This is a genomic window from Rhodococcus ruitaii, assembly GCF_055230935.1.
Genome location: NZ_JBUYWC010000005.1, coordinates 1 through 24,312 on the forward strand (window position 1 = coordinate 1; position 24,312 = coordinate 24,312).

19 protein-coding genes and 3 pseudogenes are annotated in these 24,312 nt (G+C 65.2%); 7 read left to right on the forward strand and 15 right to left on the reverse strand.

The window, feature by feature from the left end; translation table 11 throughout:
* Positions 1–132 precede the first annotated feature (132 nt).
* The 4 genes from ACZI8W_RS07915 to ACZI8W_RS07930 all read right to left on the reverse strand — a co-directional run bounded on the left by ACZI8W_RS07915 (position 133) and on the right by ACZI8W_RS07930 (position 2,140).
* Positions 133–504, reverse strand: coding sequence for a dihydrofolate reductase family protein (locus ACZI8W_RS07915; protein ID WP_463367949.1), 372 nt, complete (start codon positions 502–504; stop codon positions 133–135).
* A gap of 276 nt (positions 505–780) precedes the next feature.
* Positions 781–1,257: an SRPBCC family protein gene (locus ACZI8W_RS07920; protein WP_463367950.1), complete on the reverse strand. Its 477-nt coding sequence runs from the start codon at positions 1,255–1,257 to the stop codon at positions 781–783.
* The gene (locus tag ACZI8W_RS07925; RefSeq protein ID WP_463367951.1) at positions 1,254–1,634 is read right to left on the reverse strand and encodes an ArsR/SmtB family transcription factor; all 381 of its coding nucleotides are present in this window, start codon (positions 1,632–1,634) and stop codon (positions 1,254–1,256) included. Before ACZI8W_RS07925 ends, ACZI8W_RS07920 begins: the two co-directional genes overlap by 4 nt.
* 188 nt (positions 1,635–1,822) lie before the next feature.
* On the reverse strand, positions 1,823–2,140 hold the full coding sequence (locus ACZI8W_RS07930) for an aromatic-ring hydroxylase C-terminal domain-containing protein (protein ID WP_463367952.1): 318 nt from the start codon (positions 2,138–2,140) through the stop codon (positions 1,823–1,825).
* Positions 2,141–2,339: 199 nt separating this feature from the next.
* Between ACZI8W_RS07930 and ACZI8W_RS07935 the strand changes: the two genes are divergently transcribed.
* On the forward strand, positions 2,340–5,351 hold the full coding sequence (locus ACZI8W_RS07935) for a Tn3 family transposase (protein WP_463367953.1): 3,012 nt from the start codon (positions 2,340–2,342) through the stop codon (positions 5,349–5,351).
* A gap of 105 nt (positions 5,352–5,456) precedes the next feature.
* Here the strand turns inward: ACZI8W_RS07935 and ACZI8W_RS07940 are convergent, their stop codons facing one another.
* From ACZI8W_RS07940 to ACZI8W_RS07960, 5 genes are all read right to left on the reverse strand, one after another.
* On the reverse strand, positions 5,457–5,918 hold the full coding sequence (locus tag ACZI8W_RS07940; protein ID WP_463367954.1) for a MarR family winged helix-turn-helix transcriptional regulator: 462 nt from the start codon (positions 5,916–5,918) through the stop codon (positions 5,457–5,459).
* 112 nt (positions 5,919–6,030) lie between these two features.
* Entirely contained in the window at positions 6,031–6,837 is an 807-nt protein-coding gene (locus ACZI8W_RS07945; protein ID WP_463367955.1) for a thioesterase family protein, read from the reverse strand.
* A gap of 40 nt (positions 6,838–6,877) precedes the next feature.
* Positions 6,878–8,065 (reverse strand): acyl-CoA dehydrogenase family protein, encoded by a 1,188-nt coding sequence (locus tag ACZI8W_RS07950; protein WP_463367956.1) that lies wholly within the window; start codon positions 8,063–8,065, stop codon positions 6,878–6,880.
* A gap of 56 nt (positions 8,066–8,121) precedes the next feature.
* Positions 8,122–8,496, reverse strand: a complete 375-nt coding sequence (locus tag ACZI8W_RS07955; RefSeq protein ID WP_463367957.1) for a hypothetical protein — start codon at positions 8,494–8,496, stop codon at positions 8,122–8,124.
* 89 nt (positions 8,497–8,585) lie between these two features.
* The gene (locus ACZI8W_RS07960) at positions 8,586–9,386 is read right to left on the reverse strand and encodes a styrene monooxygenase/indole monooxygenase family protein (protein ID WP_463367958.1); all 801 of its coding nucleotides are present in this window, start codon (positions 9,384–9,386) and stop codon (positions 8,586–8,588) included.
* A 310-nt stretch (positions 9,387–9,696) separates the two neighbouring features.
* On the opposite strand from ACZI8W_RS07960, the gene ACZI8W_RS07965 reads away from it, so the two are divergent.
* Positions 9,697–10,611, forward strand: a complete 915-nt coding sequence (locus tag ACZI8W_RS07965; RefSeq protein WP_463367959.1) for a VOC family protein — start codon at positions 9,697–9,699, stop codon at positions 10,609–10,611.
* A gap of 255 nt (positions 10,612–10,866) precedes the next feature.
* Entirely contained in the window at positions 10,867–11,829 is a 963-nt protein-coding gene (locus ACZI8W_RS07970) for a recombinase family protein (protein ID WP_463367960.1), read from the forward strand.
* A gap of 65 nt (positions 11,830–11,894) precedes the next feature.
* On the opposite strand, the pseudogene ACZI8W_RS07975 reads toward ACZI8W_RS07970, so the two are convergent.
* Together ACZI8W_RS07975 and ACZI8W_RS07980 are read right to left on the reverse strand one after the other, a co-directional pair.
* Positions 11,895–12,959: pseudogene (locus tag ACZI8W_RS07975) on the reverse strand (FAD-dependent monooxygenase); the annotation flags it as partial.
* An 898-nt stretch (positions 12,960–13,857) separates the two neighbouring features.
* Entirely contained in the window at positions 13,858–15,642 is a 1,785-nt protein-coding gene (locus ACZI8W_RS07980) for a DEAD/DEAH box helicase (RefSeq protein WP_463368072.1), read from the reverse strand.
* A gap of 370 nt (positions 15,643–16,012) precedes the next feature.
* Between ACZI8W_RS07980 and ACZI8W_RS07985 the strand changes: the two are divergent.
* A pseudogene (locus ACZI8W_RS07985) lies at positions 16,013–16,612 on the forward strand (IS6 family transposase); the annotation flags it as partial.
* Positions 16,613–17,054: 442 nt separating this feature from the next.
* Here the strand turns inward: ACZI8W_RS07985 and ACZI8W_RS07990 are convergent.
* From ACZI8W_RS07990 to ACZI8W_RS08000, 3 genes are read right to left on the reverse strand one after another with little or no spacing between them, the layout of a single operon-like run.
* Positions 17,055–17,729 (reverse strand): RNA ligase family protein, encoded by a 675-nt coding sequence (locus ACZI8W_RS07990; RefSeq protein ID WP_463367961.1) that lies wholly within the window; start codon positions 17,727–17,729, stop codon positions 17,055–17,057.
* Entirely contained in the window at positions 17,726–18,235 is a 510-nt protein-coding gene (locus ACZI8W_RS07995) for a hypothetical protein (protein WP_463367962.1), read from the reverse strand. Before ACZI8W_RS07995 ends, ACZI8W_RS07990 begins: the two co-directional genes overlap by 4 nt.
* On the reverse strand, positions 18,232–19,617 hold the full coding sequence (locus ACZI8W_RS08000; RefSeq protein ID WP_463367963.1) for an AAA family ATPase: 1,386 nt from the start codon (positions 19,615–19,617) through the stop codon (positions 18,232–18,234). Before ACZI8W_RS08000 ends, ACZI8W_RS07995 begins: the two co-directional genes overlap by 4 nt.
* Positions 19,618–20,362: 745 nt before the next feature.
* Here ACZI8W_RS08000 and ACZI8W_RS08005 point away from each other — a divergent pair.
* The 3 genes from ACZI8W_RS08005 to ACZI8W_RS08015 all read left to right on the forward strand — a co-directional run bounded on the left by ACZI8W_RS08005 (position 20,363) and on the right by ACZI8W_RS08015 (position 22,168).
* Positions 20,363–21,409 carry a hypothetical protein gene (locus ACZI8W_RS08005; protein ID WP_463367964.1) on the forward strand — a complete coding sequence of 349 codons (1,047 nt, stop codon included), beginning with the start codon at positions 20,363–20,365 and terminating at the stop codon, positions 21,407–21,409.
* Between the two features lie 254 nt (positions 21,410–21,663).
* Entirely contained in the window at positions 21,664–21,807 is a 144-nt protein-coding gene (locus tag ACZI8W_RS08010) for a hypothetical protein (RefSeq protein WP_463367965.1), read from the forward strand.
* A complete protein-coding gene (locus ACZI8W_RS08015; RefSeq protein ID WP_463367966.1) occupies positions 21,740–22,168 on the forward strand; it encodes a Tn3 family transposase in 429 nt (142 codons plus the stop codon). The genes ACZI8W_RS08010 and ACZI8W_RS08015 overlap by 68 nt, the downstream gene beginning before the upstream one ends.
* Before the next feature lie 198 nt (positions 22,169–22,366).
* Here the strand turns inward: ACZI8W_RS08015 and ACZI8W_RS08020 are convergent.
* Positions 22,367–24,199: pseudogene (locus tag ACZI8W_RS08020) on the reverse strand (thioesterase domain-containing protein); the annotation flags it as partial.
* Positions 24,200–24,312: the final 113 nt, after the last annotated feature.

Consider the following 24,312-nt stretch of genomic DNA (forward strand, 5'->3'; position numbering starts at 1 on the left):
CACAATGCCGCGTTGATCTGTCTGGCACGCCGTCGCTGCGACGTCCTCTACGCCATGCTGAAGAACAAGACCTTCTACCGCACACCCGATGCTGCCGCCGCTTGACAAAACCATAGGGACACCCCCCGGAATCTAGGCGATAGCCGAGACGTCTTGGTACGCCACAGGTCTGCGGAGCTCTGTTCGCTCGAGCGGGGATCGCGAGTCCTTCCGTGTGGTTTCGCTGCTTTTTGGGCGGAAGCCCAATGCCTGTGTCGTGTCGGAGAACAGTCGTCGCCCGTGGTCATCCACGACTGGAGCGACCACAAGTCGCAGCTCGTCGAACAGGTAGACGGTCATCAGCGAGTGGGCCAAGATGGAGCTGCCATGGATTTCGAGTTCTCGTTCATGGCACCACTCGAGGTCGGCGACCGCTGCGACGATGTCTCCGCTCAGGTCCGTGACGGGCCTCCAGCTGGCGGCGATCCCCGTGGAGGTGGCGACGTACTTCGGCAGGGTGTTCATCAGGTGTGTGAATGGGTCGTTGGGTCGGTGATTCTCGGCCAGTCCCGTGCGAATGCTTCGTGGGTGCGCCGCCCGAACAGCGGGGCGTCGGCGCTGCGCAGCCAGGTCGCTGTCTGAGCGATGAACGTTTGGTCCAGGTACGGGACGAATCATCCGCCGCGGTTGAAGCCGCTGGGGTCCTCGTCAGAAGAGCCCGGTCCCTGTGGGACGCCGTCCAGGCTGATGAATTGGGTCAGGGTCAGTTTCATGATGTGCCTCCTGCGTGGTGGGTCTCGGTCAGGTGCGCGCCTCGGCGAACTCGGCGAGCTGCTGGGCAACCGAGCCCCAGCCATCGTGGAAGCCAAGTGCCTCGTGTTGTGCCCGGTCGATGCCGTTTCGGTGTTTCGCGACGGCAACGTACTCGGTGCCGTCGGGATGATCAGCCATTGTGATCACGGCCGTGACGAAGGCTGACTGCGCAGGACGCCACCCTGCCACGAGGGCGTCGGTGTAGACGATGCGCGCGAGTTCATCGACTGCGAGGAAGCTGCCGGTGATGTGCGGGCCGAACTCCTTCCCGTCGGCGCTGACCTCGGTGCGGAATCCTCCTCCGGCCCGCAGATCCATTTCGCGCACCCGGCAGATCTGGGGCGCGGGCACCCACCACTGCTCGAAGCTTGCGGAATCGGTCCAAGCGTTCCATACCGCCGTGCGCGGTGCCCTGATGATGCGGGTCACTGCGAGGTCGAGGGCGGGGTTCAGTTCAGGGATCATGTGTGGTCCTCCTGGTCGTGTTGCTCATGTTGATCGTGTCGTTCGTTGTGGTCGTCGTTCTCTGTGACGAACTGCTCGAGCCGATCGGTGCGACTCTCCCAGAGGCGTCGGTTCTCGGTGAGCCAGTCTTCGAGGACCTCGAAGTGCTCGGGCCGCAATTCGCAGGTGCGGACGCGGCCGACCTTCTCGGTCGTGATCCAGCCGGTGTCCTCGAGTGAGCGGATGTGCTTCATGAAGGAAGGCAAGGCCATGTCGAACGCGGTCGCCAGTTCACCGATGCTCGCCGACCCGGCCCCGAGCCGTCCGATCACGGCGCGGCGGGTCGGGTCGGCGAGCGCCTGAAAGATCCTGTCGAGTTCGAGCCGTTGCTGAGCCATACGGCTAAGTTACGACTACCCAATACTAACGTCAATGGCTAAGTGTTGCGCGTACGGGCGGTCGGATCGACTACGCCGTTCTTCTCGCCGAGCGGGGGCCGGTGTGCAGGTGGCGGCGGTTGACTGTCCCCTACCTCGCAGGAAGGAACTCGGTGCGGGAGATCTCTGTAGTTCTTCGCTTGGCATCGTCAGGTGGCGGGTTCGCCGAACCACCGTGTCATTCGTCGGTTCAGCTCCGCCTGATCATCGCCGGCCCACACCACGTGGCCGTCCGGCCGCAGCAGCACAGCGGCTGGGTCCAGCTCGCTGCTGTCGCCGACCGTGTGGTCGATGCGATCGGACCATCCTGTCGTAGACAATTTTCCTGTCTGATCGAGAAGTAAGCCGTGCCCGCCGCGCATGCGAGCGTAGAGAGTGCCCGCGCCCCATCGGATATCGCGCAGCCTGCGGCCGACGAGCGGATTCTCGTCGCCGAGGTCGTAGCGGATCCCGATGGCAGTGATCATTTCGATGAGGCGTCGATTCACCTCCGGGATATCTACCAGTTCTGTCAGTAGGGGTCCCAGTAGTAATGGCGCAGAAAACAACAAAGTTCGCGTAGCGCCTGGCCCGCAGTGATTCTCCGGTTCGGCTGCAGGCCGGTGTAGTAGCTGCTTGGCTGGCGGTCGACGAAGTCGATCGGGGACGAGTGGAGGCTGAGGGTTCGTGGCAACGCGGGTGTTCGCGGACGAGGAGTTGCAGCGCCTCCGCGGGTTCCCGGAGATCAGCCACGACGAGCTGATCCGGCACTTCACGCTGACCGACGCGGATGTAGCGTTCGTCGCTCCTCGCGGCCGCGGGCCGGCGGTCCGACTCGGCCTGGCGGTGTCACTGTGCACCTTGCCGTGGCTGGGGTTCGTGCCGGACAAGCTGTCGTCTGCGCCGGCGGTAGCCGTCGCCCGGCTCGCCGATCGGCTGAACGTCGATCCGGCAGAACTCCGTTCCTACGGCAACCGGGCGCAGACGCGGACCGAGCACCTGAGGCTGGTCGCGCAATACCTCGGCTGGCGGCCCGCCGGCGAGCTGGAGTCGAAGGAACTCGACGAGTTCCTGCTGGCCCGGGCACTCGAGCACGACTCGCCGACCCTGCTGTTCCGGCTGGCCTGCGAGTACCTGATCTCCGCGCGGGTGATCCGCCCAGGACCGGTGACGGTCAGTCGCCGGGTCGCCCACGCCCGCACACAAGCCCAACGAGAGACGTTCGACCGGCTCGCCCACCAGTTCACCCACGAACGCTGTGCACAACTCGATGCACTGCTGGCGGTGGATCCGGTGATCGGGACGACCCGGCTGCGGTGGCTGTCGACCGGGCCGGTGGAGGCGTCCGCCGCGGCGGTGAAGGCCGAGGTCGCGAAGCTGGAGTTCCTGCGTGGTCTCGGAGCCGACGACGTGGATCTGACGGTGCTCCCCGCGGAGCGGCGCCGGTTCCTCGCCGCGCTGGGGCGCCGGCTGACCGGGCAGGGACTGGAGCGTCGGGATCCGCAACGCCGGTACCCGATCCTGCTCACCGTGCTGGCGCAGGCGGCCAGTGACGTCCTCGACGAGGTGATGCAGCTGTTCGACCAGGCCGTCTCGGCCCGGTTGGGCAGGGCGGAGCGTCGGATGCGCGACGAACTCGCCGAGCGAGGTAGAACGGGTGAGGACCGGCAGGGGTTGCTCGACGACCTGTTGGCGATCGTCTGCGACCCGATGGTAGGGGACGAGGAGATCGGGGCACTGATCCGGGGTGAGCGGATCGGGTGGGAGCGGCTGCGGGCCGCGGTGGCGCAGGCGGCGCCGCGGTTGCCGCGCGATCACGGGCACCTGGCCGCCCTCGACGGCTCGTACGGGTACCTGCGGCAGTTCACCCCGCAGGTCCTCAAGGCGGTGCGGTTCGCCGGCGGGACCGCCGCCACCGAACTGCTGGCCGCGGTGGACGTGCTGCGGGAACTCAACGCCACCGGCGCACGGAAGGTCCCCGACCATGCACCGACCGGGTTCGTACCAGCGAAGTGGCGCGGCTACCTCGACACCGCCGCCAAATCGGGCAACACCAGCGCCTACCGGCACTACTGGGAGCTGTGCGTGCTGCTCGGCCTGCGGGACGGACTGCGCAGCGGCGACGTCCACGTGCCGGGCTCGCGCCGCTACGCCGACCCCGCCGCCTACCTGCTCACCGGTGACCAGTGGCAGCTACAACGCGACGAGTTCTGCCGCCTCGTCGGCAAACCCGCCGACCCCGCCGGTGCTCTCGCGGCGACCGTCGACGAACTCCACGACGCCCTCGCCGGACTGGAGACCGTGCTCGCCGGTGGCGACGGGCCGGTCCGCCTCGACGACGCGGGCGAGCTGGTGATCTCGCCGCTCACGGCGGAGGACGTGCCCGCGGAGGCGGTCGCGCTGAAGGCGGAGCTGACGGCGATGCTGCCGTTCGCGCCGATCGTCTCGCTGCTGATCGAACTGGACACCCGCACCGGCTATCTGGAGTGCTTCACCCACGCCGGCGGCAAGCAGGCCCGCAGCGCCGAGTTGAAACGCAACCTGATCGCGGTCCTGCTGGCGTATGCGACGAACCTCGGGCTGACCCGGATGGCCGAATCCTGCGGGATCTCCTACGACATCCTCGCCTGGACCTCCGAGTGGTACGTCCGGGAGGAGACGCTGCGGGCGGCGAACCTGACGATCATCGGCCACCACCAGCGGCTCCCGCTCACCAGTGTCTTCGGCGCCGGCACCCTGTCCTCCTCGGATGGGCAGCGGTTCCCGACCCGCGGCAAGTCGGTCACCGCACGGACACTCAGCAGATATTTCGCGAACGAGGGCCTGTCCACCTACACCCACGTCACCGACCAGCACGCCACCTACGGCACCAAGGTCATCGTCGCCACCAGACGTGAGGCCCACTACGTGTTGGACGAGATCCTCGGCAACGCCACCGATCTGCCGATCAGCGAACATGCCACCGACACCCACGGAGTAACGCTGGTGAACTTCGGGTTGTTCGACCTGCTCGGGCTCCAGCTCTCGCCGCGGATCCGCGACCTCGGCAAGATCACCCTGTACCGGCCGGGCACTCGGGCGGAGGCCGATTCCCGGTTCCCGCATGCCGGGCCGCTGCTGACCCGCAAGGTCAACCTCGATCTGATCGGCGAGCACTGGGACGATCTCCTGCGATTGGCCGGATCGCTCAAGTTCGGGCACGCCACCGCATCCCTGCTGGTCGGCAAGCTCTCCGCCTCCGGTCGGCAGAACGCCCTCGCGGCGGCGCTGAAGGAGTACGGGGCGCTGCGCCGCACCATCTACGCCGCGAAGTACCTGTCCGACCCGGACTACCGCCGCCGCATCTCCCGACAACTGAACAAGGGTGAGTCCCTGCACGCGCTCAAACGTGACCTGCTCTACGCCCACGAAGGCACTGTCCGCGCCCGCCACCTGGAGGGACAGACCGAACAGGCGTGGTGCCTGACCCTGGCCACCAACGCCGTCATCGCCTGGACCACCGAGTACTACGGGCTCGCCGCCGAACAGCTACGGCGGGCGGGACGCCGGATCGACGACGAGATCCTCGCGCACCTCTCCCCGGCACACAGCGAAAACATCAACTTCTTCGGCGCCATCGAGGTCGACATCGACGCCGAACTCGCCCAACTCGACCAGACCGGCTACCGGCCACTGCGCGTCCGCGACACCCTCTTCTGACTGCGCGTGAGCGCAGCAGGCAGCGGTACCGGCGGGGTCGGGTGGGGATCACGCCAGCGTACAGGCGGGCCTCAACGAGGCAACGGTGACCGGAATGCCCCATCATTACAGGTCTTGCGGAGTGTCCGGTCGTGCCGCGGAGTACAAGATGGTGGAGAGTCGGATGAGGTCGTCGCGGTCCTTCTTGCTGAGCGTCGAGAAGGTGTCGTCTTCGACGCGATCGAGGGCTCGGTCGCTCTCGGCCAGGAGTTCTCGTCCAGCTTCGGTGACCGCCACGATCTGACGCCGTCTGTCCTTGGGATCTCGTTCGCGGACGATGTATCCGCCGTTCTGGAGTCCGTCGAGGTAGGCGACGATGTCTCCCTGGTCGAGGACGACGCGGCTGGCGAGCAGCTTCTGGTGGGATGGGCCCAGCTCTTCGAGTGTGCTCAGGATCGCATGCTGGTTCGGAAGGAGTCCGACCTGGGCGAGCGCGTCCGAGTACAGCTGCCTGACCCGCAGCGCGGCGCGGACGAAGACAAATCCGGGTCGGCGTGCCAGTCGGAGGGCGTAGTCGGGCGAACTCATGTCACAACTATAGGGCCCCCTAACTGTTTCCGTATCCAACGATATGTCCGTTTCGGTCGATTCGGTGGCGCCCGGTGCCGTGCGCCACCGAATCGGGTTTCGTCGGCTGGACTTATGCGCCGAGGTTGATGGTGCGCTGCTCGTTGGCGATGGCGCTGACGGTGCAGGTTCCGATGGGGCCTTGCCTGTCATACAGGACTGCGGATCCGACGGCGATTCCGTTCGCGCTGACGTGGTTGTCGGCTTCGACGCCCATCTCTCGGCTGACGGGCTGTCGGGCCAGCACCAAGGTGAGGTCGGCGTTGATGAAGCTCAGGCCCCGGCTGCCCCAGTTCGTCACCAGGCTCGTCGCTTCGCCGACGATGGCCGCGGCCACGAACGGTGACGGCGTCTCGCCTCGCACCACGGCGATACGCCGCGACCACATGCGTTTGCGACTGGAACCCTGGTGCTCGTGGAGGGCCACAGACCATCCGTCGGGGTGCTCGTCGCTGCCGAACAGCGGAACGGTGGTCGCCTGTTCGAGGGCGGGCAGATCGGCAGGGGGCGGTTGCGGGATGGAGGAGCGGCCCCACAGTTGACCGGCCGGCTGCGACGACGGCCTGAGAAAGATCGCCGTCGCCCGCGCCACGACCTGACCGTCGTGGAGGACTGTTGCGTCGGCGACCCGGATTCGGTTGCCGTCGCGCACGCGGGTGGTCTCGATCGTCAGCGGTGCGGCAGGGATCGGCTGGCACAAATCGACGGTGAGCCGGGAAGGGACCAGGTGTTCGGCGCCGTGGTCGTTCTCGAGGGCGCGGGCGATGACTCCGCATGCCGCCGGCCCGGTGATGAACTTCGGAGACCAGTGGCTGCGTGCGAGTTCGGTCGGGACGAGTCCGTCCGAAGTTTCGGTGAAGAAGGCATGGGCTTCGCTCATGTCGGGCTCCTCCAGAGTTCTCTGGTTGGGGTCGTTCGGGTCAGAAGTCGAGGCCGTCGGTGACGCCAAGAGTGCGCCGACCCCATGCGGACAGGCTGCGTTCGTAGTCGAACATCGCGTGCTGGGCGACGCCGTGGACGTCGCGCCAGTGCCGTTGGATCGGGCTGCCAGTCGACAGTGAACTTGCCCCGGAGGCGAGGAAAACCGCTTCGACCGCTTCGACCGCCTGCCGGACCGCGAACGAGAAGTCGCGTCGGTTGCGAACTCGAGCGAAGCCGAGGTCTGTGCCGGCCTCGACCTCGGCGGTGACGGTCTCCATCGCGCGGTAGATCAGCAGTCGAGCGGCGTCCAGACGTGCGGACACCTCGCCGAGTTTGACGTGGGTGACCGGTTGCTCGGCGATCGGTGCGCCGGTGTACGCGTTGCGGCGCTTGCTCGTCCTCGCCACCCACGCGTCGAGGGCGCCGCGGGCGACACCGAGAGCCGGTGCGGCGAGGTACGCCGGCCACGTCGCGTCGAGCGGCGCCCGGTACATCGGATGGGTGTGGAACTTGCCGCCCGGCGTCGTCCCGGCCTGCTGGTCCGAGAAGTTCAGCAGCCGGTGCTCGGGAACGAACACGTTCTCCAGTCGCACGCTGCTGGTGCCGGTGCCCCGCAGTGCGGCGGTGTGCCAGTCGTCGAGGATCTGGTAGTCGCCCTTGGGGACCAACAGCGAGATCATCGACGGCTGGCCCGCTGTTCCCGAGCGTGGGGGAAGGACGGCGTTGACGACGATCCAGTCGGCATGGTGGACGCCGGAGAGGAAGGTCCAGGTGCCCTCGGCGATGTGGACGCCGCCCTCGACCCAGCTCGGGGAGGGGCCTCCGACCGCGGAGGTGCAGGCCACGGCGTCGGGGTTCGGCCCCCACACATCCTGCTGGGCTTCAAGGCCGAACAGCGAGAGGTTCCAGTTGTGGCTGATGTACACGCCGGCCGTCCACGCGGTGGCACCGCACGCCCGCCCGAGTTCCTCGACGACCTCGACGTGGGTGGTCAGGGGCAGTTCGGATCCTCCCCAATGCAACGGCTGGGAGATCCGCAGCAGACCGCTGTCGACCAGGTCGGTCATCGTCTCGTCGGGCAGATGCCTCAGGCTCTCGGTCTTTTCGGCACGTTCGGCGAACTGCGGAGCGAGGTCGCGCACGCGGGCGACTGCATCGGCGGAGGTAAGGGCGGTTGCGGTGGTCATCGTGTGGTCCCGATCGTGTGGTGGGTGGGTGGAGGATGCGCAGGATCGCGTGCTGTTCACGCGTTCGTGAGCTGATGCGAGCGTGATACGGCATCGATGTAGCGGTAGGCGCCGACCGGGTCGAGGATCCAGTCGGTGGCATCGCGAGGATCGTTCATACACTCGGCGAAGCGGCGGCCGATCTCGGGGAACTGCGCCGCAGCGATGTGGAGTTGCCGCGCGTGGTCGGGTGTCGGGCTGAGGAACTGGTTGGTGAAGTCGGTGGCCGGACCCGCGTAGGTCCAGAACTCGTCGAACGTCGTCTGCATGAACTGTTCGTCGAACGCGCCCATGTGCCGGGTGATCGCCCGCAGATAGACATCGGCGCACTTGGTGGCGCTGTTCGCGCCCTGGGCCGTGATCGGGTCGTTGACCACCGTCACATCGGCCATGCCCATCACCAGAGCACCCGACGGCAAGGCCGCAACGGGCCGGCGGACTGTGGGGGTCAGCCGACCGACGAGGGTCGCGTTCTCGTCGATCAGCGAGACAGAGCGGGCACGTTCCCCTCTCCGGGAAAGTACTTCGCCAGCACGGCCTGTGCTCGGGTCAGCAACTGCGAACCGTCGGTTGCGCCGCCCCAAATGTCCATGGGACCACCGGGATTCGCCTCGAACAGCATGATGTCGCAGGGACCGGACTCGGCGAGCGCCGGGTAGCTGAGGTACTCGCCGGCCTCCGGCACCACATTGAACTCCACCAGCGCATCGCCATCGGGGCGTTCGAGACCGGAGACGTAGAGCATCGCCAGCGAACGCTGCGGGCTGGTGAACGGCGACCGGCCGGCATCTCGCTCGAACAGCTGCGCAATCTCTCCCTTGCCTGCGGCGACGATCACAAGATCGCTTGTCCGGCAGTACTGTTCGAGTGTGGCAACAGAAGCTGTGTCGATGACGAGCCGTCCGCCGCGGCGTTCGAACTCCGCCATCCACGCCGACATCTTCACGCGCTGATCGACTGATCGTGCCGGTCGGTCGAACCGTGCCGACCACTGGTTGAACAGCACCGGCGGATCGGTAGGTGCGAAGGAGGACACGCGCATCCCCGCGATCTCGGGGCATTGCTCGTCCCAGAAGTTCAGTCCGAGAGAACGTTCGATCCCGTTGGCCATGTCGAACATGCACTGGCTCGAGGTCACTCGACCGCGTCGGATCTGGTCGGGTGACCGGTCCGAGACGATCGTGACCGCGTAGCCGTACCGGAGCAGGCCGAATCCCAAGGTCAGGCCGGCCTGTCCGGCACCGACAATGGTGACAGTGCCCCGAGTCGAATCTGGTCGCACGTGTGTACCCCCTTCTATCTGTGGGCTCCCCGCGAGAACCGGGGAGCCCGGTCGAATGTGGCCCTGCAGGAGGCAGGAAGCCTGCAGGTGGAGTGAGAACAAGCGGCGGCAGCGGCTGTATCCCCCATGCCGGAACCGTGCCTCCGCGCACAGCCGACATTAACTGTCTTTGCCAAACATTGGCAAGCCGAAGAGTTAATTAATGGCATTGCCAATTATTGGGGTACGTGTGTATTGTCCCGTCGTACCAGTCCAGCGGCAGCCGGGGGAACCGCCGAGCGGCCGGGACCTCGATCGAAAGAGGAGCGCGATGATTCAGGAACTGTCGTACATCGGAATCGGCTCACCACGCGCCGACGAATGGCGCAGGTACGGCACCGGCCTCCTCGGGGCGATGCTCGCCCCGGACGGCCCGGACGGGGCTGTTCGCCTCGCCGTCGACGACATCAACTACCGCATCGCCGTCCACCCCGCGGACGAGGACGGCTTCCTCTATGCCGGTTGGGGTGTTGCCAACGAGACCGATCTGCACGCGTTCGCCGCGCACCTCGAATCCCACGGTGTGACGGTGCACTGGGGAGACCCACAGTTACTGCGCGAACGCCAGGTGGCCGAATTGGCCTGGTTCGAGGACCCGTGGGGCATCCGCCACGAACTGAGCTGGGGCAAGGCGGCCACACCGTTGTCGTTCTCGGCCGGACGGACCATGCGAGGCGGGTTCGTCACCGGCGACCAGGGTCTCGGCCACATCGTCTTCCAGGTTCCCGACATCGAGAAAGCCAACGAGTTCTACGTCGACATCCTCGGGTTCCGCCTGTCCGACCGCATCACCAACAAGTACTTCAACGTCCGCTTCTACCACGTCAACGGCCGTCACCACTCGCTTGCATTGTCCGAGTTCCCGGGCCATGTCGGGTTCAATCACCTCATGCTCGAGGTCGAGCACATGGACGACCTCGGCCGGATGATCGACCTGCTCGACGACCACGGCGTTGACGTCATGCAGTCGCTCGGCCGGCACACCAACGACCTGATGACCTCGGTCTACATCGGCAGCCCGTCCGGCCTGCAGATCGAGTACGGGTATGGCGGACTGACCGTCGACGACCTCAGTTGGATCGCCCGCACCTACACCCGCCCTAGCTACTGGGGCCACAAACTCTCCGATGTCGCGAAGACCCAACTACCGGGCATCGTCAAACCACTCGTCACCGCCGAGGCCTGACACCGCCGAATCTGGACACCGTTGCCTGCCGACACGAGCAGACCGCTCTGTGTCGGAAGGCAACGGTGTCCGGATTCAGACGCTCCAGGCGGAGTCTGCAGGGCACGTGGCAATCGCGAGCATGTCGGAAAACTCTGGTTTGCCGACAGATTCGGCACGACGTCGTCGCCCCAGGTCGCACAACGTCGACACCTGTCGATAACCCGTGTCGGAAATCAACGTCGGATAACCCCCTGTGCGAGATATTGTCGACAGATGTTGATCGGCTACGCCCGCGTCTCGACAGGAGACCAGAACCCGCACCACCAGATCGACGCCCTGCTCCGCGCCAGCGTCGCACCCGAGAACATCCACGTCGAGCACGCCTCCGGTGCGAAGACGTCCCGACCCCAGCTCGATCTGGTGCTCAAGCTACTGAGAGAGGGCGACCAGCTCACCGTTACTCGTCTCGACAGGCTGGGACGGTCGGTGCTGCACCTGATCACCCTCGGCGCCGAACTCCGTGAGAAGGGCGTGGGCCTGAAAGTGCTCGAACAGGGCATCGACACCGCCACCGCCGAGGGGCGGGCCATGTTCGGGATGCTCTCGGTGCTCGCCGAACTGCAACGCGAGTTGATCGTGGCCAACACCCGCGACGGGCTCGCCGCCGCCCGCGCCCGCGGACGCAAGGGCGGCCGGCCGGCGAAACTCACCGCCGAGCAGGTCGAGCACGCCCAACACCTCTACGACGCAGGTGAACACACCGTCGCCCAGATCGCCGGCCTTCTCGGAGTGCACCGCACCACCCTGTACGGGCACCTGACGAAGGCCAGCACAGCGCCAGCGGTTCCCAAGGCCCCTGCCATCCCCGAACCCGGAGTGGCCACACCCGAACACCACCTCGTGTCGCCGCGACCGACGTCACGGGCCTGCCCGACCTGCGGGCACAAGCCCACCACCCGATCCGAGGCGGTTCATCAGCGTGCCGACCTCGAGGTTCCGTGGCTCCACTGGGATCCAGACGATCACCGGAAGGTCGTCGTCCGAAAGCGCTGCAGCCGTTGTCAACCCACGTCGGCGTTCGACGTCGCCTGCACCGTGTGCCGGGAGGGCCCGATCCTCGCAGGCGCCCTCGCCGAGGACGCCAACATCGGCGACCTGTCCGCAGCGGTCTTGCGGTGGCTCACCGACGCCGGATGGCGCACCCGGCCGGGTCTGCTCTGCCCGGACCATGCCTGACGCGCACCGGTGACCAGGCACTACACGAACTTCGTTGTTCTGTGCGCCATTACTACCGGGACCCCCAGTAGATGCCGTAGGGCCACGGCTCCGGGTGTGGTCGCCAGAAGCTCGGACTGGGCACGCGTGTTCTCGAGGACCGCTGCGGCCACAGGATGTCGTTCCGAGTGATACGTGTCCAGAAGATCTTCCGAGCTGCGCCCTGCGATCACAGCAGCAAGCTTCCAGCCGAGATTGAAAGCATCCTGCAGGCCCAGGTTGAGGCCCTGACCACCCATCGGCGGGTGCACATGGGCGGCGTCGCCAGCAAGCAGCACCCGCCCGATCCGATACTGCTCAACAAGTCGCGTCGCATCTCCGAAACGTGAAAGCCACTGTGGTGAGTGCGCCCCGAAATCGGTTCCCGCGTAGGTGACGAGCTGCCGTCTGAATTCCTGGATCGTTGGCATGACAGCGCGATCTGGTGCAAGGCCGTTCGCTGGCACGACGACTCTGAACTCCCCACCGCCAAGTGGGCCGACACCGAACCTGAGCTGCTGCTTTCGAACTCGAGCGACAACCTCAGCGATCTGCTGCGGATCGTCCTCCAAACGCATATGCCCCAGCAGTGTCTCCATGGTGGCGTCCTCCCCGGGAAAAGCGATATCGAGCAGCCTGCGTACCGTACTGCGCCCTCCGTCGCATCCCACGACATATCGGCCCTGCACAGTGGAGCCATCAGCGAGCTCGACATCGACGCTGTGTTCGGCCTGAGCCAGCCCGACCACTCGACGGCCACGGCGGATCTCCGTGCCCATTTCGCGCACATGCTTGTCCAGAATTTTTTCGATATCGGGCTGCGGGAGACCGAGAACATATGCGTGCGCCGTATCCAGATCCTCCGGGGTGGTGGTTGAGACCGCCGCGAAGATTCCCGTGAGTGGATATGTTTTCCCCGCATTGAGCGCCTCGTTCAGCAATCCTCGCTGGTCCAATATCTCGATACTGCGCACATGCAGTCCGAGCGCCCTGACCTCACGGGGTGGTTCCAGGTTCTTTTCGAGGATGAGAATGTTCAAATTGTGCAGGCGCAGCTCGCCCGCCAACATCAATCCCGTCGGTCCGCCTCCGACGATGATCACGTCGTACATACTCTTCCGCCCCTCCGTGCTGAGAATTCCCCGCTGATACGGGGACGAGAGAGAATTTTGATCTATGGCAGGGGCCTTGCGGCAAGCCCCCTATTGAGCGATAGTTTGAGGAGGGAACAGATGGCCGAGTAGGGAAGCCTCTCGCGAGATCTACAACGTCGCGTTGCCCAGGATCACCGGCTAAGGTGTGTCACCCAAATTTGAGCCGTGACCTACTGCACGCACACGAGGAGGTCACAATCGGTGTCCGCACCGTTGAGGACCAGACCGTTACGACTCCGAAGATGCGACGGGCAACGCCAGTGCGCACCGCGTCGATTCCGACGGTAGAGTCAGCCTCCGTAGAATGTCGATACGTCTATCTCGTGCAGAGGAATCCATACGCGTGGTACCGGTGTTCCGGCTGCGACGCGGGTTGTACGGGGTTCGCTCCTCAAAGTGATCGCCAGTGCGGGTTCTTCGTCAATCTTGTTCGCCAAGGCGTAGATCGTCGCGAGATGATGTACGCACGGCGCGAGTTTTGCCGAGCAATCACAGGTAGCCGCGCAGTCGGGCAGTTCAGGGGCGACCCCGATACCTATTGAGCTCAAAGCAGGGACGACGCTGTCCGGCAACTCTCCGGTGGGGACCGAGTGGCTTGTCAGGCCGGCACTGCGCAGAGCTCGGGTAACGGAGTCGAGCTGTTTCTTGTTCCAAAGCGGCACAACTATTGCGACAGTAGATATGGCGTCTTTCACGCTCACCTCTGTGACGATGCATCCCGCCGAGAGACTGGTGAACACCACGTTGTGGTTACGCGCAAGGCTACGTGCGGTGCTCAGTTTGGGCTTTGGCACGGATTTTTCGACTGTCCGCAACCATGCGCGGCTCCACGCGGTTACTCCGAACTCGGCGACCATCAGAGGGTCACCGCCCCGTCCAGCTCGAGGACGTCGCGCAGTTCGGAATCGGCCAAGTCGGCGAACTGTGCCTCGAAACCACCCGAAATCGATTCGGCGACTGCTCGTTTTGATTGGTGCATGGCGGCGATGTGCTCTTCAACTGTTCCTCCGGTGACCAAGGTGTGGACGTTGACGGAGCGCTGCTGACCGATCCGGTGTGCTCGGTCGGTGGCCTGGTCCTCGACGGCCGGATTCCACCATCGGTCGTAATGGACGACATGGCTTGCCCGTGTGAGGTTGAGGCCGAACCCTGCGGCGCGCAGACTCAAGATGAGTATGGGTGGGGAATCTTGGCCTGTTTGGAAGGCTGCGACCATCTCGTCGCGTTGCGAAACACTCAATCCGCCGTGGAGAAACGGAATATCGGCGATGCCCAACTCGGCCCCGAGGTGCGCTGAGAGCATCTCCCCCATCGCCCCATATTGTGTGAACACCAGCGCGCGGTCGCCGGCGTCGACTATTTCGGCAAGCATTTCTGTGGCGCGATCGAGTTTTCCCGAGCGCCCGCGCAATTCATTCGTGTCTCCGGTGACCTGAGCGGGATGATTGCATACCTGTTTGAGGGTGGTCAGGAGCGCGAGAATGTTGCCGTGTCGCGTGATTCCGGTGCCGAGACCTGCACCGAATGCATCGGCCACGGCAGAACGGTAGATGCCGGCCTGCTCCGACGTCAGGGTGCACGGGACGGTCGCGAACTGTTTCGACGGAAGGTCTTTGGCAACCGTGTCTTTGGTTCGGCGCAAGATGTAGGGTTCGATGATGGTGGCCAACCGTGATGCCGCGGTGGCGGAACGGCCAGATTCAATCGGATTGCCGAAACGCTCACGGAACCGAGCTCGGCTGCCGAGAACGTTTGGGTTGGCCACGCGGAATAACGACCACAGTTCGTCCAGGCGGTTCTCGACTGGCGTGCCGGTCATCGCGACGGTGATGTCGGCAGTCACACGCGCTGCAGCCTTCGCGGCAAGCGAGGCGGGGTTCTTGACTTGCTGAGCTTCGTCGAAGATCACCGAACTCCAGGGAATCGGCTCCAATCGTTCAACATCGGAACGCAATACGCTGTAGCTGGTCACCACGATGGCGCGGTCGACCAGGACTTCTGGCAGTTTGCGGTCTGGACCGTGATGGATGTGAAGAGGAACGTGCGGGGCGAACAGCTGAATTTCGCGGCGCCAGTTGCCGATGACCGAAGTGGGGCACACAACGAGGTGAGGCCCATGCCCTGTTCGGATGGCCATCATCGAAATGGCTTGCAGGGTCTTCCCCAAGCCCATTTCATCAGCGAGGATTCCGCCGCCGTAGGAGGACAACGATTTCAACCAGGCGACGCCCTGAACTTGGTACGGCCGCAGTGTTGCCTGGATTCCTGAACGCCGTAGTTCGTCGAGGACTGTCATGGAGTCCTTGAAGTGCTGGACGGTGGAGTCGGCACTTCTGATCACCGTGTCGTTTCGGTAGGTCGCAGCGTGGCCGGCGGTGGGCATGTCCGATGAGCGTCCGGTCTCGATCACTCGCTTCCACGCGCGTACGGATGATCCGAGACCGGGGTGATCGATATCCAGGCGTCGTAGACCGTCCACTGCTACATCGAATTCGACTGGGTGCGCGTCCACATCGCGTACCGCGATGCCACCGTAGCCGTCCGGGGTCGCAAGCCGGCACACGGTAGACGAACTGGTGGCAAACCCTAGGGCCGAGAGTTCCGCTGCGGAATCGGGTGCGCCCCAGAAGGCGAAAGTCATCTGTTCAGGTAGGTACGTCGCCTGCAGAAGGAGCGGGGTCGGTTGATTCACGTTCGCCGACCGTAGTCGGGTTCGGGGGCTTACCGCCAGTGGAAAATGATCGAGAAAGCGCGATTCATGTGTGGTCCTTCCGATATTGACGTGCCACAGTGGCCTCGTTAGTAAAATCTGGCTCCGGCGATGGATCCTCGGTTCCAGTGCCAGAACGCCGCTATACGCGCCGGGCCGCGCTGTCGATCGACACAGGATCCGCCGGTGATCGGCGAACTGCGGCTACGGCGTGCGCAAGTCCATGCCGAACTGAAGCGACAGGAGGTACCGAAGAGACAGGAGGCACCGGTGGCACGCTGCACCGTGGAACGACTGATGAGAGATGATGCTCGAACGCGGTGTCCCCAATCAGCTACGAGACGATCCGTCGGCGGTGCGCCAAGTTCGGGCAAGCCTACGCCAACCAGCTGCGCCGACGGCGGGCGCGGCCGGGTGACGAGTGGCATCTCGACGAGGTCTTCATCCGCATCAACGGCACCCAGCACTACCTGTGGCGTGGGGTCGACCAGGACGGGAACGTGCTCGACGTGCTGGTCCAGTCCCGCCGAAACGCGGTGGCGGCCAGGCGGTTCTTCCGCACGTTGCTCAACGGCCTGCGATACGTGCCGCGGATGATCATCACCGACAAGCTCGGCAGCTACCAGGTGGCGCACCGCGAGATACTGACCTCGGTGGAGCATCGCCAGTCTACGTATTTGAACAATCGAGCCGAGAACTCGCATCCACCCACAAGGCCGCGGGAACATGCGATGAAGCGTTTCACATCGCCCGGGCACGCGCAACGATTCCTGTCCGCTTTCACGGGATTTCACCGCATTTCCGACCCCGTAGGCACAGACTCTCGGCGCCTGAATGGCGTGCCGAGATGAACGACCGCTTCGCGGTCTGGCAGGAAGTCACCGCGACCGACACCGCCGCCCCGAAAGCGAACGGCCCGACTGTACCCTATAGCACCATTCCTCAAATAGGCTGCGCTGCTCGACTTTTCGAATAGCGTGACAGTGCCCCGGGGCGACTCCGGAGATCGGCACCGGCACCATCGTTCCGGCCAGCGCGCCGCCGATGCCGGCGTCGCCTCGTCCGAGCTGTCGTATCCGCTGTAGTCGCCGCCCCCGGAGTAGTCGGTCGAGTAATCAGTGGAGTAGTCCACGATGGTGACCCCGCCCCCGGTCTGCGGGTCGTAAGCTCAACTGGCGCCCGGAAGGTCCTAGCCGTCATCGACCACGCGTCGTCGGCGCCGTGGTCGTGGGAGCAGCGCGAACTGGCGTCCTTCCCGACTCCGGAGCAAACGCGGACGGGTGAGCTTCCAGGTGAGCGCAGATCTCGGACTCGAAAACGTGCTCGTTGTGTTGGGCCGCCGGCTATCCCGAGGTCCGCAGGCGATTCATCGTGTGCTGGTCGGTCATCCAATGTTGGTCGATCTGCTGCACGAAATCGGGGCGGACGAGTTTGGCGCGCCGTTGCGGCCCGTCAGATGCCGCGGTGCGGGCGACGACACCCTCCATCGGTTCGTGCCCCACACGGCTCTGCCGCATCAGCCCCGTCAGATCGTCCAGGGTGAAGGTTCCGGCAGTGATGAACGGGACGGTGAACAGTCCGAGGTCGTCGGCAAGGGCGTTGCGCATGTCCGGGTCCCAGAATCGTCCGGTGGTCTTCTCGTAGACGTCGAAGATCAGGAACCAGTCGGGCAGCAGGTCGTAGCTGACGCTGTGTGTGACCGTGCACCACTCGCCGAAGAGGACGAGGTCGCCGCCGAGTCCGTCGGTGAGTCGACGGCGGCGGGGCTCGACCCAGGTGGCCAGTCCGCGGAAATGCCGGCCGCCGGGCTGGACGTAGCTGCCGCGCGCCTGAAACCGCAGCCCGTCCTCGCCAGCCGAAATGCCGAGGTTCTGCCCGTCGATCTTCTCCTCGACGTGCACCGGTTCGGCGAGGAACTCGGCCCGCTCAGTGTCGTCGAGCACCTTGTCGTCGCGGACGTCGACGCCGCGCGGACGGACGAGGTAGGGGGTGGACGGGAATCGGACGAACTCCGTCATGGCGCGTCGTGCCCGAACTTCGCGCGATAGGCGGCGCGGATCGACGCCTCATGGGCGTACTCCACAGTCACACCGTGGCGGCCCAACACAGCACCCCAGTTGAGCCATTTGGTGTCGGTGGCCTGCACGATGGGGGCACCGGCGACCTTGGCTGCTGCCACCAGCTTGCGGTCCGACGGATCGATGTCCTCGTCGTCACCGTCGAGCACGGCATAGGTGTTCTCCGCCGACGTGACGGGCTCGATGTCGGGTCGCATCGCCGGGTCCCAACTGTACCGGTGGTCGTAGACGTACTTGGCGAAAGCATCACCCAAGGTGGGCTGCCCACCGCGACTGAGCTGGTGAAAGTACTCCTCGATGATTTCACCTGCCTCGTCGGTGACGACGGGAAGCCGCTCCCCGATGATGTCCTCGAGGATCTCCTCGCACGCATCGACGAGTTCGGCAGGACGGTCGTCCGGAAACCTGACGACGAGCGGAACGTTGGTGTCGATCACCCTGGTCATGCGGAACCACCTTGACGTCGACGTCGGGCACTGCGCGACTGGGCGATCAGATCTGCCGCGGGGTCGCCGAAGAAGCTCTCGGGCCAGTTCGTCACGTTTCCGTACTCGTCGACGGCAAGCGGCTCGATGGTAGATCCCCGCTCGCCGGAACTCACGCTGTAGCACCGCACGGCGGCAGGATCGACTGCACCCTCGGCGATCCGACGCAGCAGACGTCGCAGCAGGTGCTCGGAGTGGGATTCGATGATGAACTGCGTGTTGCGTGGCTTTCCGTCCTCACGTGCCGCGATCGCGTCCAGAAACAGGTCTGCGAGACCGGACTGCACCGCGGGGTGCAGGTGGATTTCCGGTTGTTCGACGACCACCGTCGATCCGGGTGCGGCATAGAAGGACTCGACGATCACCGGAAGCACCTGCGAGACACCGAAACCGACATCGGTGAGCAGGACTTCCCGGCTGCCGCCGGGCGTCGTCACCCGGACCTCGTATTCGTCGCGGCCGACTCCGATCGGTGTCACCGTGAACGTGTCGATGACCTCGAGCTTCTTCAGCCATTCGGCGACCAGCACCTGCAACGGTGTCGTCGACTGCTCTGCGGCCAAGTCGTACCGTCGCGATTGACCGGCGAGCAGCGCATCGACCGTGTATTCGCCGCTCCACCCGACGTGGCTGACCTCCTCTCCCGACCACCGGTACGTCCGGCGGGGTTGCGTCCGCAGCGGCCCGAGGTAGTTGACCGCCGACAGTTGCTCTTCGAGAGCGAGGGTGAGATCTGCGGCGAAGTCGAGGAACTGGTACCGAGTCGGTAGATCGTCGGGAAACGCGTGGAACTGAGAGGGAGCCGACACCGGCCACTGTCGCCCCAGAGTTCTGATCAGTTCGATGCCGTCGGCGTGAACGGCGTAGTCCCCGCTGTCGCCGTCCCGCTCACTGCCCAGCCGCAACGTGTCGCCGGAGTCGCTGGAGGTGAGGCGATATTCGTAACTGTCGACGCGCACGCGCGGTGGAGTATCGGAGGTCGCACTGATCGCCGCAGCAAATCCCATGTCGGTGCCATGAAAACTCGTTCCACTGCGTTCGTAGTCGACGGTCAGGGGCCGGTCACGCCGCCACTCGAACTCGAAGGCCAGGGGCACGTCGACGTTTCCGTTGCGCAGCAGACTCGGGTAGCTGCCGAGATCGACGGGTGTCCGGTCGTCTCCGGTGTTGAGGACCCGGCGACGATCTGGGGATTCGACGGTTTGCCGGAGCATGAGCAGAAACTGGTGCAGGCTCGATTTTCCCGACGAGTTGACCCCGAACAGGATGGTCAGCGGAGCCAGTTCGATGTCGCCCGTGTCGTCCCACGCCTTGAAGTTCTTCAGCCGTAACCGGGTGAACACGCCATTCCCTCCGTTTGCGATCCACTTGCGCGTGACGAGCAGCGCTCACGAGCGAGGTCGGTGAACTCCGCAGTCGCGGTGAGCAGAGTACCAATTCCGGGCGGCGTGTTCGTCGAGGCAGACGGCTACTGCCTACTCTTCGCCGAGAGCCGGCGACTTCGCCGGTGATCCCGGCGAACTGTCGGTCCGTAGCGGAATCATCTGCGAACACCAGGTCTTTCGTGTTCGAGCGAGAGATGACGAGTTGACCCTTGCGAATCGCGAGTTCCGGCCGCGGAATCTCGCTGTTCGGATCGACTCGCAGAGGCTGCGTAATCAGAGCTGACGACCCCACCCTCGGGGGCGATGCCGAGCGGTCCTTCGAACACTCACATCCGGTTGATGACGAGGTCGCACGCGCGGCAGAGCTGGTAGTTGCACAGATCATCGGATGCCGCCCGCGGGTTCTGTCCGATGCCTACCGGTGCCGTCCTCGCCGCCCGATGACCCCCCCTGCGGGTGCACAGTTTTCGGACTCCCAGAAATTCTGATCGTCATAAGTGGGGATTATGACGATCAGACAAGTTCCATGCGTAATTGCGCATATGACTGTTCGGTGTGCAACGAAACACCACAGAATGCTCACTTGAGCTAGAAAGATAAGGCTTTCATCTGCCGATGCATCGTTAAATAACATTACATTTCATGTTTCGTTTCATATTATGTACGCTTACGTCATGGTTGGAGACGGTCGAAAGGGACTCGAATGAGTGATACGACGGACGCGGGCCCCACGGCAGGCGCAGCAGCCGAGAAACCGCGCGTCGGCCGACCCCGGAAATACGACTCCCCCGCAGACCGGGTCCGCGCCCACCGTGAACGCGCGCGGCGCCGCAAAGAAGCCGAACAACTCGCCGAACTCACCGACCCCGCCACACCGATCGATGCGGCCGCGAATCTCACCGCGGCGGTCACCGCGCTGCGCGCTCTGACCGCCGCGAGCATCGAACAACACACCGCCGTCGCCACCCAGATCACTGCGGCCCTCGACAAGCTCACCGACCCCGGGGCGCTCGACGCCCAACTGCACCGGGCCGCTACCGAACTCGCCAAGGCCAAGGCCGATGCGGACGCCAAGATCGCCCGCCTCAAGGAACAACTCACGCAGGCCGCAGACGATCGCGACAACGCCGACGCCGCAGTCGAGGCCGTCGACCGTGAGCTGTCCGACGCCCGCGCTGCCCACACCGAGCAGATCCGCACACTCGACACCGCGCACCACGACGAACTGACCCGCCTCACCGAAGACAATGCCGACGCCCTATGCCGGCATCGTGACGAACACGCGGCCGCGGTCGCTGAATACGACCAGACCGTCAGCGAACTGCACGCGACGATTGCCACGCAGCGCGAACACCTCGAGGCTGCAACCGGCGAACGCGACCGGCTCCGCACCGAACTCGACGAGAGTCACGAGCGGCTCGCCCGCGCCGACACCGCGGTCGAACGTGCCCGCGCCGACACCGAGCGGTACGCCGCGACCCTCGGCCGTCTCGAATCCGAACTGGGAACCGAACGCAGCCGCGTCGCCGAACTCCGAGACGCACTCGAAGACGCGCGGGTCACCTCCGCCACCGCGCGCGCCGCGGAAACTGCGGCCCGCGACCGCGGGGACGAACTACGCGCCGAGATCACCACGCTGCGCGCTGAACTGTCCGCACTGCGGTCCGACGCCGACGCGGCACGCACCGAACTCACTCGGGTCCGTGCCCCGCTCCCTTCAACAACAGAGGAGACCGACACACTCGACTGACGGCGGCGGACGGCCACGTCGTACACGACTGATCCGACAATGCGGGGTTCGCTGAATTTCGGGCGGATATGGCGTAGTGGGCTGGTAGAGCACGTTTCGCGTTCGAGGTGCGCTGCTGGGCGGTTGGTGCTTGGCTTGGCTGCCGATGAGGGTTGATCGGCGGCGTGTCGGAGGTCGGGGTTCGTGGATCCGGGCCGTTGCCGGGGGCCGGCGGATCGGTTGGGGCCGGCGATCGCGGGCAGGGCGTGGCCGCGGTGACTGACGAACTGCATGCGGCGGTCGAAGGGCTGGAGGCGGAGCTGACCGACCTGGCCTGGCCAGCGGAGTGGTATGTGCGGGAAAAGACCCTGCGCACGGCGAACCTGGCGATCATCGACTACCGCCACGACTGCCCCTGACCACAGTATTCGGCGTGGGCACGCTGTCGTCGTCGGATGGGCAGCGGTTCACGCCACCGCTTCGCTGCTGGTCGGCAAACTCTCCGCGTCCGGGCGGCAGAACACCCTCGCCACCGCGCTCAAAGAGTATGGCGCGGTGCGCCGCACCGTCTTCGCCGCCCGCTACCTGTCCGATCCCGACTATCGGTGCAAGATGTCCCGCCAGCTCAGCAAGGGCAAGTCGTTGCATACGCTGCGCCGGGACCTGTTTTACGCCCATGCGGGCATGTCCGCGCCCGCCAGCTCGACGATCAGACCCGAGCGTGCGTGGTGCCTGATTCCGGCCACCAACACCGTGATCGCCTGGACCACCGAGTGCTAGGGGTGGGAACCGAATACGCGGGAAAGGGGCCGCGGGTTGCTGTACGCACTGGTCAGGGGTCGTTGTCCGCGAGTGCTCGGCAGAAGGAGGCGACAGAGGGTTCCTGTGTGTTCCGGCAACCCGGGATCGTGCGAACACCGGCCGCCGAGGCTTGGTGCGGGTCGACGAGAGAAGCGTCGACCCGCACCATTTTCCAGCTCAGAGGCGCGTCAGCGCCTCTTCGATCATGGCCAACTTGTTCGTCAGATCTGCGCCTACCTTGGCGATGTACGGCTCGTCGATGATCTGGATGTGGTCGCAACCGATGTGGACGATCTCCAGGTTCTTCACTGCGTCTCCCCAGCCTCCGTCCGGCTGGCGGATCGCGAATGCCGGTTCGAGAGCGATCTGGTCGTCCAGGTATGTCTCGGCCATGTACAGCACGACGTCGCGGTCGTAGCTTTCGAGGTCGGTGGACGGGACGGCTCGGTTGTCCAGCCATGACGTGCGCTGGTGTTCGATGATGCCGGCGGGGATCTTGGCGCCGCTCAGCTTGAGCAGGTCCATCAGGATCGTGATCTGCGCCTCGTCGCTACCGGCGGCGGCGAGTTGGTCGTAGGGCAGCGGTGCGTCGAAGTTGTAGGTCTTCTTCACGAACGCGGCGTATCGCTGCCAGCGTGCCCGGATCTCGTCCGGGGTGTTCTCGACCTTCACTCCGGGCAGAACGGTGTCGATCAGGCCGACGAGCCGCACGTCGGCGCCGTCGCGGCGGAGTTCCTTCGCGACCGCGTACGCGAGTGCGCCACCGAAGGACCAGCCGCACAGCACGTACGGGCCGTCTCCTTGGATCTTGCGCAGCAGGGGGACGTACTCCTTGGCGCGTTCGGCGAGTGGTCCCTCTACGCGTTCGAGCCCGAACATCGGGGTGTGCGCGGGGAGCCGCTTGAGCAGCGGTTCGTAGGCGACGGTCGAGCCGCCGGCCGGGTGGAAGACGAACACCGGCACGGCATTCGAGCCCTCTGCTCGGGGGCGGAGGGTGCGGACGAGTCCGTCGATCTTGAGGCCGTCCTCGAGGTGCCCGCGGACGGTTTCGGCGAGCTGCTCGATGGTTTCGGCATTGAGGACGTTGTCGACGGTGATGTCGCCGCCGGCGCGCTCGGTGAGCCTGGCTGCCATCTTCTCGGCGGTCTCGTCGTCGAGGATCGGAAGTGGCGCGAAGATGCTCTTCGCGGACTTGCCGGTGACGACGGCCCAGGTGGCGAACGTCAGCCGTTCGGCCGCGTCGCGTGGTGGCACGGCGATGTCGCCGGACTCGGTGGATCCATCCTCGACTACCGACTCGGGGGCCGCGATCGGTTCCGTGGCCTCCACGGATTCCGGTTCGGCCTGTTGCTTCTCCGCGAGCGCCGCCACCTCCTCACGGTTCTCCACGGCGTAGCGCAGGTATTTCGCGACGTCGTGCAGGCTCGCGTCCTTCACCGCGGCGAGCTGCAACTGGGGGATGTCGAACTCGTACTCGACGCGGTTCTTGATGCGCACCGCCATCAGCGAATCCAGGCCGAGTTCGACGAGTGGGATCTCGGAGGGCAGGTCTTCGGGTGCGTAGCCCATCGACTCGGCCACGATCAGTGCCAGCCGATCCTCGAGGGGCTGCGACCCTGCCGGGTCCCATCGGTCGCCGAAGCTGTCGATCACTTCGGGAAGCTCTTCGACGAGTGCTGTCGGCGCCGCAACGGCGACGGTCGGTTGCGGAAATTCCTCGCCTGATGACACGACAGCTTCACACAGCAGCGTGAATCCCGCCGCGTTGACGACACCCGAGGCGGTGTCCTCGGACCTGCAGTGAACCTGAACCGCGGCACCGCCAGGGTGCCGGAGCATGGTCACACTGAGGGTGCCGCGGGACGGCATGTCGGCGTGGGAGATGCTCGTGACGAGCGTGACCTGCGGAAGCACTTGTGCCGCAGTCGTCGTGACAAGGACTTCGAAGCTGGAGGCGGTCGATACCGGCAGCTCCCACGCGTGGCGGCCGTCCGGCAACGCCACCCGCGCCCAGAAACGCTCCTGAGACTCGCAGCCCCCCGTGGTGAATTGCTTGTCCGTCATGCAGTCGTTCCCTCCCGTGACGTCCTGCTCCTTCGGCGGCGCAGCGTCAGCGCATGTGT

Bases quoted from the DNA above. Each gene is read 5' to 3' on its own strand.
- ACZI8W_RS07915 (WP_463367949.1), bottom strand. From the start codon at position 504: ATGAACACCCTGCCGAAGTACGTCGCCACCTCCACGGGGATCGCCGCC.
- ACZI8W_RS07945 (WP_463367955.1), bottom strand. From the start codon at position 6,837: ATGAGCGAAGCCCATGCCTTCTTCACCGAAACTTCGGACGGACTCGTC.
- ACZI8W_RS08005 (WP_463367964.1), top strand. From the start codon at position 20,363: ATGAGTGATACGACGGACGCGGGCCCCACGGCAGGCGCAGCAGCCGAG.
- ACZI8W_RS07930 (WP_463367952.1), bottom strand. From the start codon at position 2,140: ATGATCACTGCCATCGGGATCCGCTACGACCTCGGCGACGAGAATCCG.
- ACZI8W_RS07995 (WP_463367962.1), bottom strand. From the start codon at position 18,235: ATGACCAGGGTGATCGACACCAACGTTCCGCTCGTCGTCAGGTTTCCG.
- ACZI8W_RS07965 (WP_463367959.1), top strand. From the start codon at position 9,697: ATGATTCAGGAACTGTCGTACATCGGAATCGGCTCACCACGCGCCGAC.
- ACZI8W_RS07980 (WP_463368072.1), bottom strand. From the start codon at position 15,642: ATGACTTTCGCCTTCTGGGGCGCACCCGATTCCGCAGCGGAACTCTCG.
- ACZI8W_RS07940 (WP_463367954.1), bottom strand. From the start codon at position 5,918: ATGAGTTCGCCCGACTACGCCCTCCGACTGGCACGCCGACCCGGATTT.
- ACZI8W_RS07950 (WP_463367956.1), bottom strand. From the start codon at position 8,065: ATGACCACCGCAACCGCCCTTACCTCCGCCGATGCAGTCGCCCGCGTG.
- ACZI8W_RS07990 (WP_463367961.1), bottom strand. From the start codon at position 17,729: ATGACGGAGTTCGTCCGATTCCCGTCCACCCCCTACCTCGTCCGTCCG.
- ACZI8W_RS07955 (WP_463367957.1), bottom strand. From the start codon at position 8,496: ATGGCCGATGTGACGGTGGTCAACGACCCGATCACGGCCCAGGGCGCG.
- ACZI8W_RS07920 (WP_463367950.1), bottom strand. From the start codon at position 1,257: ATGATCCCTGAACTGAACCCCGCCCTCGACCTCGCAGTGACCCGCATC.
- ACZI8W_RS07925 (WP_463367951.1), bottom strand. From the start codon at position 1,634: ATGGCTCAGCAACGGCTCGAACTCGACAGGATCTTTCAGGCGCTCGCC.
- ACZI8W_RS07970 (WP_463367960.1), top strand. From the start codon at position 10,867: ATGTTGATCGGCTACGCCCGCGTCTCGACAGGAGACCAGAACCCGCAC.
- ACZI8W_RS08015 (WP_463367966.1), top strand. From the start codon at position 21,740: ATGTGCGGGAAAAGACCCTGCGCACGGCGAACCTGGCGATCATCGACT.